Annotated in this window: 14 protein-coding genes; 9 read left to right on the top strand and 5 right to left on the bottom strand. The window is 71.6% G+C overall.

Annotated features, from left to right (window positions below):
* Position 1 precedes the first annotated feature (1 nt).
* Complete coding sequence (locus F6X38_RS13480; RefSeq protein WP_150970365.1) at positions 2-427, bottom strand: GFA family protein; 426 nt, start codon at positions 425-427, stop codon at positions 2-4.
* A 63-nt stretch (positions 428-490) separates the two neighbouring features.
* Here F6X38_RS13480 and F6X38_RS13475 point away from each other — a divergent pair, with 63 nt between their 5' ends.
* From F6X38_RS13475 to F6X38_RS13460, 4 genes are all read left to right on the top strand, one after another.
* On the top strand, positions 491-1,348 hold the full coding sequence (locus F6X38_RS13475) for a shikimate dehydrogenase (RefSeq protein ID WP_150970363.1): 858 nt from the start codon (positions 491-493) through the stop codon (positions 1,346-1,348).
* The gene (coaE, locus tag F6X38_RS13470) at positions 1,345-1,941 is read left to right on the top strand and encodes a dephospho-CoA kinase (protein WP_150970360.1); all 597 of its coding nucleotides are present in this window, start codon (positions 1,345-1,347) and stop codon (positions 1,939-1,941) included. Before F6X38_RS13475 ends, coaE begins: the two co-directional genes overlap by 4 nt.
* 59 nt (positions 1,942-2,000) lie before the next feature.
* Positions 2,001-2,735, top strand: coding sequence for a DNA polymerase III subunit epsilon (gene dnaQ, locus F6X38_RS13465; protein ID WP_150970358.1), 735 nt, complete (start codon positions 2,001-2,003; stop codon positions 2,733-2,735).
* Between the two features lie 74 nt (positions 2,736-2,809).
* Complete coding sequence (locus F6X38_RS13460; protein ID WP_150970356.1) at positions 2,810-3,019, top strand: hypothetical protein; 210 nt, start codon at positions 2,810-2,812, stop codon at positions 3,017-3,019.
* Positions 3,020-3,090: 71 nt separating this feature from the next.
* Here F6X38_RS13460 and secB read toward each other — a convergent pair whose 3' ends face one another.
* Both secB and F6X38_RS13450 read right to left on the bottom strand, forming a co-directional pair.
* Complete coding sequence (gene secB, locus F6X38_RS13455; RefSeq protein WP_150970354.1) at positions 3,091-3,594, bottom strand: protein-export chaperone SecB; 504 nt, start codon at positions 3,592-3,594, stop codon at positions 3,091-3,093.
* 164 nt (positions 3,595-3,758) lie between these two features.
* Entirely contained in the window at positions 3,759-4,283 is a 525-nt protein-coding gene (locus F6X38_RS13450) for an FxsA family protein (RefSeq protein WP_150970352.1), read from the bottom strand.
* A gap of 231 nt (positions 4,284-4,514) precedes the next feature.
* On the opposite strand from F6X38_RS13450, the gene F6X38_RS13445 reads away from it, so the two are divergent.
* On the top strand, positions 4,515-5,246 hold the full coding sequence (locus tag F6X38_RS13445; RefSeq protein ID WP_150970350.1) for a Tim44/TimA family putative adaptor protein: 732 nt from the start codon (positions 4,515-4,517) through the stop codon (positions 5,244-5,246).
* Between the two features lie 12 nt (positions 5,247-5,258).
* On the opposite strand, the gene F6X38_RS13440 is transcribed toward F6X38_RS13445, so the two are convergent.
* Positions 5,259-5,480 (bottom strand): DUF1127 domain-containing protein, encoded by a 222-nt coding sequence (locus F6X38_RS13440; protein ID WP_150970348.1) that lies wholly within the window; start codon positions 5,478-5,480, stop codon positions 5,259-5,261.
* A gap of 101 nt (positions 5,481-5,581) precedes the next feature.
* Between F6X38_RS13440 and F6X38_RS13435 the strand changes: the two genes are divergently transcribed.
* From F6X38_RS13435 to F6X38_RS13420, 4 genes are all read left to right on the top strand, one after another.
* Complete coding sequence (locus tag F6X38_RS13435; RefSeq protein ID WP_150970346.1) at positions 5,582-6,487, top strand: LysR family transcriptional regulator; 906 nt, start codon at positions 5,582-5,584, stop codon at positions 6,485-6,487.
* A 67-nt stretch (positions 6,488-6,554) separates the two neighbouring features.
* Complete coding sequence (mltA, locus tag F6X38_RS13430; protein ID WP_150970344.1) at positions 6,555-7,661, top strand: murein transglycosylase A; 1,107 nt, start codon at positions 6,555-6,557, stop codon at positions 7,659-7,661.
* Positions 7,658-8,206, top strand: coding sequence for a Smr/MutS family protein (locus F6X38_RS13425; protein WP_150970342.1), 549 nt, complete (start codon positions 7,658-7,660; stop codon positions 8,204-8,206). Before mltA ends, F6X38_RS13425 begins: the two co-directional genes overlap by 4 nt.
* Complete coding sequence (locus tag F6X38_RS13420; RefSeq protein ID WP_150970341.1) at positions 8,203-8,595, top strand: helix-turn-helix domain-containing protein; 393 nt, start codon at positions 8,203-8,205, stop codon at positions 8,593-8,595. Before F6X38_RS13425 ends, F6X38_RS13420 begins: the two co-directional genes overlap by 4 nt.
* A 39-nt stretch (positions 8,596-8,634) precedes the next feature.
* On the opposite strand, the gene F6X38_RS23410 is transcribed toward F6X38_RS13420, so the two are convergent.
* Positions 8,635-8,772, bottom strand: coding sequence for a hypothetical protein (locus tag F6X38_RS23410; RefSeq protein ID WP_161992750.1), 138 nt, complete (start codon positions 8,770-8,772; stop codon positions 8,635-8,637).
* Between the last annotated feature and the right edge of the window lie 81 nt (positions 8,773-8,853).

Here is an 8,853-nt window from a genome sequence, read left to right as displayed (position 1 = left end):
TTCAGAACGCCGGCTCGAACCGGAGCGTTCCCACGACGTCCGGGCCGCTTCCGCCATCGGAGGGATGCGAGCGGCCGTTGTTCACCGGCACCTCGCGGAAGTCGAACGGACTGACGCCTTCGAGGCAGGCGGCGTTGATCCCGAGCTGGTCGGGGTTCGAGCGCCGCCGGTGGTGGGTGTAGATGCCGCAGCGCGAACAGAAGAAGTGTTGCGCGACGCCGGTGTTGAACCGGTAGAGCGTCAGGACTTCCTCGCCTTCGAGGATTTCGAGGTCGCCTGCGCCGGCCGTCACCGCCACCGCGCCGCGCATCCGGCAGAGCGAGCAGTCGCAGCGCCGCGCCGTGCCGAGCCCTACCGTCAGCCTCACGCGAAAGCGCACCGCGCCGCAATGGCAGGCGCCGTTCCGCCATTCCCGTCCGTCGTCCATCCTGTCGCCTCCGCGATCGTCATGCGCTCTTGGCGCGGCCGGCGGGAAGCGTATACCCGGCGGATGAGCGACGCGACCCACCCGAGCCCCGATGCCGCCGGCCCGAAAGCCTTCGTCTGCGGCTGGCCGATCGCGCATTCCCGCTCGCCGCTGATCCACGGCACCTGGCTCGCCGACTTCCGCCTCGCCGGCTCCTACGAGCGAATCGCCGTTCCGCCGGAGGAGACGGAGCGCTTCTTCGCCACCCTGGAGGCGCAAGGCTTCACCGGGGGCAACGTCACGATCCCGCACAAGGAGGCGGCGTTCCGCGCGGCGGAAGTCCGCGACGCGGCGGCGGAGGCGACGGGGGCGGTCAACACGCTCTGGTTCGAAGCCGGTCGGCTCCACGGCGGCAACACCGACCCCTACGGCTTCGCCGCGAACCTCGACGAACGCCTCGCCGGCTGGGGGGAGGGCGAGGAAGCCGTGGTGCTCGGGGCCGGCGGCGCGGCGCGCGGCGTCGTCCACGCGCTCCTCGCCCGCGGCATCCGGCGCGTGCGCGTCGCGAACCGCACAAAGGCGCGCGCCGAAGCGCTGGCGCGCGACTTCGGCCTGCGCGTCTCGGCGCACGGGATCGACGCGGTGCCGGGGCTGCTCCTCCGCGCCGACCTCCTCGTCAACACAGTGCCCGCGTCGAGCGGCGAGGTGCCCGACCTCGGCGCCATGCGGGCCGGCGCGATGGTCACCGACATCGTCTACGTGCCGCTGGAAACGCCGCTGCTCCTTGCGGCGAAGGCGAGGGGGCTGCGCACGGCGGACGGGCTCGGCATGCTGCTCCACCAGGCGGTGCCGGGCTTCGAGCGCTGGTTCGGCCGGCGCCCGCCGGTGACGGAACGGCTGCGCGCGCTCGTCCTCGCCGACATCGCCGGCGCCGCCCGTTGATCGTCCTCGGCCTCACCGGCTCGATCGGCATGGGGAAATCCACCACCGCCGCGATGTTCCGGGCGCTCGGCGTTCGGGTCCATTCGGCCGACGAGGTCGTGCACCGGCTCTACGAGGGCGGCCCGCTCGCCGCCGAGATCGAAGCGGCGTTTCCGGGCGCCACGGACACGGCGGGCCGCGTCGACCGTGCCACGCTCTCGGCGCAAGTGGTGGACGATCCGGCGGCGCTCGGGCGGCTCGAAGCCATCGTCCACCCGCATGTCCGCGCCGCGGAAGCCGCGTTCCTGGACGAGGCGCGGGCGGCGGGCGCGCCGCTCGCCGTCCTCGACATCCCGCTCCTCTTCGAGACCGGCGCGGAGGGCCGCGTCGACAAGGTGCTCGTCGTCACCGCGCCGCCGGATGTCCAGCGCGCCCGCGTCCTCGCCCGGCCCGGCATGACGCCGGAGAAGCTGGAGGCGATCCTTGCCCGCCAGCTGCCGGACGCCGAGAAGCGCCGCCGCGCCGACCTCGTGCTCGACACGTCCGGCGGCCTCGCCGCGGCGCGTTCGCTGGTCGAAAGCCTGCTCCGGTCGCTGGCGGGCGGCCCGAAATAGGCGGGGAGGGGCCGGCGCCGCCCTTGCGCGCTTGCCCGTGAAGGACGAAATTCGCCCGCATGCGCGAGATCGTCTTCGACACCGAAACCACCGGCCTCGACTTCGAGAACGACCGGGTCATCGAGATCGGCGGCATCGAGCTGTGGAACCACATCCCGACCGGCCGGAGCTTCCACCGCTTCATCCGGCCGGGGGGCGGACGCAAGGTCCATCCGGAGGCGCTCGCGATCCACGGCATCTCCGACGAGATGCTGGCCGACAAGCCGCTGTTCGAGGAGGTCGTTGCCGAGATCCGCGAGTTCTTCGGCGACGCGCGGCTGATCGCCCACAACGCCACCTTCGACATCCGCTTCATCAACGCCGAATATGCACGTGCCGGGATCGGGCCGATCTCGATGGACGGGGTGGTGGACACGCTGCAGATGGCGCGGCGGAAGTTCCCGATGGCGCCGGCGACGCTCGACGCGCTCTGCTCGCGCTTCTCGATCGACACGACGAAGCGCGACAAGCACGGCGCGCTGGTCGACTCCGAACTCCTCGCCTCCGTCTATATCGAGCTGATCGGCGGCCGGCAGTCGACGCTCGGCCTCGTGTCCGCCGCCGACGGCCGCGACCGCGACGGGGCCGAGGCGAACGGCGGGCCGGTGCGCCTCAAGCGCCGCCCCGCGCCGCTGCCCGCTCGCCTCACCGCGGCGGAAGCTGCCCGCCATCGCGCCTTCGTGGAATCGCTCGGGGCCGACGCCCTCTGGCTCGGCTATCTCGAGCCGGCGGAGGAGCGGGCCGCGGCTTCCTGAAAGGGGTCGCGGAACATCGGAGCCACCTTCGGGATTTCAGGCTGCAAGGACGCCAGCGTCGAAGGAGAGTTCCGATGTGGAACACCGAGCACAAGAACAAGCCCGAGAGCACCAAGCCGGAAGTTCCGGACGAGCTGAAGGAGCGGCCGGTCGCGGAGGGCGATCTTCTCGGCAACTTCGTGCGCCGCACCGACAACGATTTCCGCGGCGTGAAGGAGCAGAGCCTCATCGGCGAGGATATCGGCGACGACGAGGACGAGGAAGCCGAGGAGGAGCAGCGCTGAGCGCCCGTTTCCCAGCCACGAAAAAGGGCGCCGCGAGGCGCCCTTTCCATGTTCGCGCGAGCCCGATCCGGTCAGGCCGTCGTCGTGGTGACCTCGGCCTTCGCCCGCTCTTCGGCCATGCGCTGCTGGAACAGCGCGGCGAAGTCGATCGGGTCGATCATCAGCGGCGGGAAGCCGGCATTGCGCGTCACGTCCGCGATGATCTGGCGGGCGAACGGGAACAGGAGCCGTGGGCACTCGATGAAGAGCAGCGGCAGGAGGTGCTCCTGCGGGAAATGCTGGAGGCGGAACACGCCGCCGTATTCAAGCTCGACATGGAACAGCGTGTCGCTGCCGTCGGCCGCCTTCGCGTCGAGCGACAGCTTGACGTCGTAGTCGCCTGCCTGCCCGTTGATCGGGTTCGCGCCGACATTGACGCCGATGTTGATCGTCGGGCTCTTGCCGGCGCTGCGCAACGAGTTCGGCGCGCTGGGGCTCTCGAACGAGAAGTCCTTGATGTATTGCGCGAGGATGTTCAGCGTCGGCGACGGCCCTTCGGCGGAAGCGCCGTTGGTGTGCGGGGTGGCGTCTGACATGCGGAAGACCTCGTGGCGGAACGGGAAGGAGACACGGCCCGGCGGCCGCCGAAGCGCGAGCGCCGCGAAGCGGGGCCGCCCGGCAAAATCGGCGGCAAGCGCTAGCATCTCGGCCGGAGCGTGGCAAGGCGAGGGCCTTCGAGGGACGCGCGCTCCCTCGACCCTCAGTGCAGCGTCCGGTTGCCTTCGTGCGAGCCGTTCCAGGGCGAGTTCGGATCGGGCCGGCGCTCGTAGTCCTCTTCCGACAGGTCCACCACGTCGGGCCGGGCCGGCCGCTTCCCGCCGCCGCCGTCGCCGCTCCCGCCCGGGCGGGATCCCGCCATCGTGGCCGTCACCACGACCCGGCGCGCGAGGAAACGCCGGATGAAAGCGCGCACCGCCGGCACGAACAGAAGGTAGCCGACGACGTCGGTCACGAGGCCGGGGGTGAGGAGTAGGATGCCGGCGGCGACGATCAGCACCCCGTCCGCCAGTTCGCGCCCCGGCACCCGGCCGGCGGCGATCTCGCCTTGGATGCGCCGGAGCGCCCCGAGGCCCTGGCGGCGCAGGAGCAGCGCCCCGACAACGGCGCTGACCACCACGATCCCCAGCGTCGGCAGGAGGCCGATCTCCCGGCCGACCAGGATGAAGGCGGCGATTTCCAGGATCGGCACGACGAGGAGCAGGATCGGCACGAGGGCGAGAGGCATGGGGCGGGGCTTTCCGGCGGTTCTCGGCAGCGGGCACCCTTCGGTTCAAGGTGCGACCGCGAGGACATGAAACGCGGCGGCCGGCGGATCGTTGTGTTCAACATTTCGAAAGCGGGCGCGTGGGCGAGGCCACAAGCGGTTTGAATGCCGCCCCGCGCCGCTTATATGCAGATCGGATAGGCTCGGGCCGGAGAGTGCCGGCCCGCAACGCTTGAGGAAACGCCGCGAGACATGAGCTTCGGGACGATAGTCATCATCGTCGTGGCCCTGATCGTTCTGTACCAGCTCCGCAGCGTGCTGGGGCGGCGCACAGGCAACGAGCGTCCGCCCTTCGATCCCTATGCCCGGCCCGAGAAGGTCGAGACGAAGAGTGCGCAAGCTCCCGCCGCGCGCAACGGCGAGGGCGGCAAGGTGATCGCGCTGCCCGGCCGCCGCGAGCCCGTCGTGGTGGATGCCGTCGCCGAGGACCGCTACGCGGTGATCGACAAGGTCGTGCCGCCAGGGGAGCCGGCGAACGCCGATCTCCGCCGCATCCGCGACGCCGACCGGACCTTCGACCCGGCCGAGTTCCTGCAGGGCATGCAGGTCGCCTACGAGATGGTGCTGACCGCCTTCGCCGATGGCGACCGCAAGACGCTGAAGAACCTCCTGTCGCAGGAAGCCTATGCCGGCTTCGAGCAGGCGATCACGGAGCGCGAGAAGCTGGGGCAGACGATGAAGTCCGCCTTCGTCGGCATCAACGAGGCGACGATCGTCTCCGGCGCGGTGAAGGATCGCGAGGTGCTGCTGACGGTCAGGATCGTCTCGCAGCTCATCTCCTCCGTCACCGACCGTTCCGGCGCAGTGATCGATGGCGACCCGGAAGCCGTAGTCGAGGTACGCGACCTCTGGACCTTCGCCCGCGACATCCGCTCGCGCGACCCGAACTGGAAGGTCGTCGAAACCCAGTCCGCCGACGCCTGAGGGCCGCCCCCGTCAGGATATCCATGGCGTGAAGCGGGCGGAGCCCTCGGCGGCTGTTCCGACCGCGTCGCCCGGCCGCCGGCAACGCTCAGGCTGGCAGACCTCGCCCGTTCGCAGGTGCCAGCCGAGGTGTCGCCGGCAGACTCCCATATCCGCCAGCAGCCTGTCGTCCAGCGCGTAGAGCCCGATCTCCGTCCGGCTCCTGCGCCACCATGTTCCGATCCGTCCGAACATCCGTTTGCTCCATCGCGAGGTTCGCTGGAGGGAAGATGCGGCGCGCGGCGTTTCGTGATAATCCCGAAGGATCCGAAGAGGTCTTTCGATAGCGCCCAAGAATGAGGCAGGCCGATTACGGCGAGTTCCGCGCTTTCGCCGCCGTTGCGCGCCACGGCGGCTTCACCCGCGCCGCGGCGCATCTCGGCGTCTCGGTCTCGACGCTGAGCCAGACGATCCGCAAGCTGGAGGAACGGCTCGGCACCCGCCTTCTCAACCGCACGACGCGCAGCGTCTCGCCGACCGAAGCGGGCGCCCGGCTCGCCGAGCGGCTCCTGCCGGCGCTGGACGAGCTCGACGCGGCCGCTGCCGGCTTCGGCTTGGCCGAGGGCGCGCCGTCCGGGCGCCTCCGCCTCAACGCCAACCGGTTCGCGGCCGTCCACATCGTCGCGCCGCTGGCGGCCTCGTTCCTCCGGCGCCATCCGGCGGTGAGCTTCGAACTGGTGGTGGACGACGCGCTGGTCGACATCGTGTCGGGCGGCTTCGACGCCGGTGTCCGGCTCGGCGAGCGGCTGGAGAACGACATGGTGGCGGTGCGGCTCGGCGGCCCGGTGCGGATGATCGTCGTCGCCTCGCCCGGCTATCTGGCGGCGCGCGGCGTGCCGGCGGTGCCGGACGACCTCGCCGGCCACCACTGCATCAACATGCGCCGGCCGACGGACCGGAGCCCCTACCGCTGGGAGTTCGAGCGGGACGGCGAGGAGATCCACGCGGCTGTCGAAGGCTCCTTCGTCTGCGACGATCCAGCCGTCCGGCTGCGCGCCGCCGTCGACGGTTTGGGCCTCGCCTGCGTCTTCGAGGCGGAGGCGGCGGCTCACCTGCGCTCCGGCGAGCTGGTGCGGGTGCTGGACGACTGGACGCCGCCCTTTCCCGGCTGCTTCCTGTATTATCCCGGCCGCCGCCATGTCGGTCCGGCGCTGCGCGCCTTCATCGACCACGCGAAGGCCGAACTCCGGCACGAGGCTTGATCGCGCCGGGCCGTCCCGCCACAAGAGGCGCAACCGCCGCCGCCGCTCCCACCCGAACGACCGTCCGATGCTCAGCCCTCTCTTCTCCCGCCGCAGCTTTTCCGATCTTCCCGGCTGGGAGGCGGCCGGCCACGCGCTCGCCTTCGCGGCCTTCCGCCGCTCGGCGGCCCGGTTTCTCGACGGCGAGGCGAAGACCGGCACGCTGGGGATCGAAGCGGCGGCGTTCCGTCCGGCCGCGGAAAGCGCATTGGCGGGGCAGGGGGAAGGCGATCCGCGCGGCTTCTTCGAGCGGCATTTCCGCCCTGCCTCGGTCCAGGCGAACGCCGACGACGCGGACAGACGCGGCTTCTGCACCGCCTATTACGAGCCGGAGGTCGAGGCGCAACTCGCGCCCGACGAGCGCTTCCGCTTTCCGCTCTACCGGCAACCCGCCGACCTCGTGAAGGTCGACGACGTGTCGCGGCCTGCCGGGCTCGACCCCTACTTCCGCTTCGCGCAGCGCCGCCCTGACGGTCTCCTCGGCGAATACCCGGACCGCGCCGCGATCGAGCGCGGCTACCTTGCCGGCCGGAACCTCGAGATCGCCTGGCTCGCCGACCCGGTGGAAGCGTTCTTCATCCATGTCCAGGGCTCGGCGCGGCTCGCGCTGTCGGACGGGCGGCGCATTCGCGTCACCTACGCCGCGAAGACCGGCCATCCGTTCACCGCGGTCGGGCGGGTCCTCGTGCAGGAAGGTGAGCTGACGCTGGAGGCCGCCGACATGGACGGCATCCGCGGCTGGCTCGCCCGCCACCCGGAGCGCCTGCGCGCGCTGTTCGACCGCAACCGCTCCTTCATCTTCTTCCGCGAGGCGGCGGTGGAGGACGAGAGCCTCGGGCCGGTCGCCGCCGCCAAGGTGCCGCTGACGCCGCTCGCCTCGATCGCCGTCGACCGCGAACTCCACACCTTCGGCACGCCGTTCTTCATCGACGCCCCGACGCTGGAAATGGCCGGCGCGCCGTTCCGCCGCCTGACAGTCGCGCAGGACACCGGTTCGGCGATCCTCGGTCCGGCGCGCGCTGACATCTTCGTCGGCTCGGGGGCCGCGGCGGGCGGCGTCGCGGGGCGCGTGCGCCATCCGGGCGACTTCTTCGCCCTCCTGCCCGCCGCGCTGGCCGACCAACTCGCCCGATGAGGAACCGGGGACGGCGAGGTGGCCTCGACGAGGAGGAGGCGCGGCTGTGGGCCGGGGTGCTGGCGAGCGTCCGCCCGCTGCCCGGCCGCCGCATCCCCACCGTCGCACCGCTGCCCGCCGCCGCAAGCGAGCCGCCGCTGGCCGCGGCGTCACCCACCGCTCCTCTGCCGTCGGCGAAGGCCGGACATCCGCGTACCACCGCCGTTCCGAAGCCCGCCCTCCATCCGATCGAGCGGCCGGTCCGGCGCAAGCTCGCCAAGGGGCGGCTCGCGATCGATGATCGCATCGACCTCCACGACAAGACCGAGGCCGTCGCGCACTACGCGCTTCTCGGCTTCCTGCGCCATGCACGCGCCACCGGCTCGCGGCACGTCCTGGTGATCACCGGGCGCGGCTCGTCGCCGGGTTCGGTCGGCGCGCTGAAGCGCGCCCTGCCGCACTGGTTCGACACGCCGGATTTCCGCGCGCTCGTCGCCGGCTTCGAGCCGGCGGCGCGCGGCCACGGCGGGGAGGGGGCCTTCTATGTCAGGCTCCGGCGGCGATGACGCCGTTCGGCGAGCGGGTGCGCGAGCTTCGCCGCCAGCGCGGGGTGACGCAGCGCGCCATGGCGGCGGCGCTCAACGTCTCCTCGTCCTATCTCTCGGCGCTGGAGCACGGCAAGCGCGGCCGCCCGACCTGGGACATGCTGCAGCGGATCATCGGCTATCTGAACGTCATCTGGGACGACGCGGAGGAGCTGGAGCGTCTCGCCGAGCTGTCGCATCCGCGCATCGCGATCGACACGGCCGGCCTCGCGCCCGCCGCGACGCGGCTCGCCAATCGCTTGGCCGAAACGGTGGCGATGCTCGACGCCGACGAGGCGAACCGCCTGCTCGCCGCGCTGGAGGACATCCTGGCGGCGGCCGAGAAACGCCGGGCAGCGCGTCGGCGCTGACGGGGGCGGCGCACCACCGGCGCCGCGCCCGCCTGGTTCTCACTTCTTCTTCGTGGCCTTCGCGGCGGTCTCGCCGGTCTTGTGGCGCTCGGCCTCGTTCGCGGCCGACTTGGCGGTCGCGGTGGCCTTGTCCTTGCCCGCGGCCGTCTTCGGTTTCAGCGGCTTGCCCTTGTCCATGTGCCTCTCCTCCCGTCGGGGCGCGATCGTCGGCCCCGGCAGGACAAGCGCGAACCGGTCCGTCCGCGTTCCCATGCCGGG

The organism is Plantimonas leprariae, assembly GCF_008802405.1.
Lineage (GTDB): Bacteria > Pseudomonadota > Alphaproteobacteria > Rhizobiales > Rhizobiaceae > Plantimonas > Plantimonas leprariae.
This window is presented reverse-complemented; position numbering and strand designations above follow the sequence as displayed.

Coding starts and splice junctions, on each gene's coding strand:
- F6X38_RS13450 (WP_150970352.1), bottom strand. CDS start 4,283: ATGCCTCTCGCCCTCGTGCCGATCCTGCTCCTCGTCGTGCCGATCCTG.
- F6X38_RS13480 (WP_150970365.1), bottom strand. CDS start 427: ATGGACGACGGACGGGAATGGCGGAACGGCGCCTGCCATTGCGGCGCG.
- secB (WP_150970354.1), bottom strand. CDS start 3,594: ATGTCAGACGCCACCCCGCACACCAACGGCGCTTCCGCCGAAGGGCCG.
- F6X38_RS13435 (WP_150970346.1), top strand. CDS start 5,582: ATGAGGCAGGCCGATTACGGCGAGTTCCGCGCTTTCGCCGCCGTTGCG.
- F6X38_RS23410 (WP_161992750.1), bottom strand. CDS start 8,772: ATGGACAAGGGCAAGCCGCTGAAACCGAAGACGGCCGCGGGCAAGGAC.
- F6X38_RS13425 (WP_150970342.1), top strand. CDS start 7,658: ATGAGGAACCGGGGACGGCGAGGTGGCCTCGACGAGGAGGAGGCGCGG.
- F6X38_RS13445 (WP_150970350.1), top strand. CDS start 4,515: ATGAGCTTCGGGACGATAGTCATCATCGTCGTGGCCCTGATCGTTCTG.
- mltA (WP_150970344.1), top strand. CDS start 6,555: ATGCTCAGCCCTCTCTTCTCCCGCCGCAGCTTTTCCGATCTTCCCGGC.
- F6X38_RS13420 (WP_150970341.1), top strand. CDS start 8,203: ATGACGCCGTTCGGCGAGCGGGTGCGCGAGCTTCGCCGCCAGCGCGGG.
- F6X38_RS13440 (WP_150970348.1), bottom strand. CDS start 5,480: ATGTTCGGACGGATCGGAACATGGTGGCGCAGGAGCCGGACGGAGATC.
- dnaQ (WP_150970358.1), top strand. CDS start 2,001: ATGCGCGAGATCGTCTTCGACACCGAAACCACCGGCCTCGACTTCGAG.
- F6X38_RS13475 (WP_150970363.1), top strand. CDS start 491: ATGAGCGACGCGACCCACCCGAGCCCCGATGCCGCCGGCCCGAAAGCC.
- F6X38_RS13460 (WP_150970356.1), top strand. CDS start 2,810: ATGTGGAACACCGAGCACAAGAACAAGCCCGAGAGCACCAAGCCGGAA.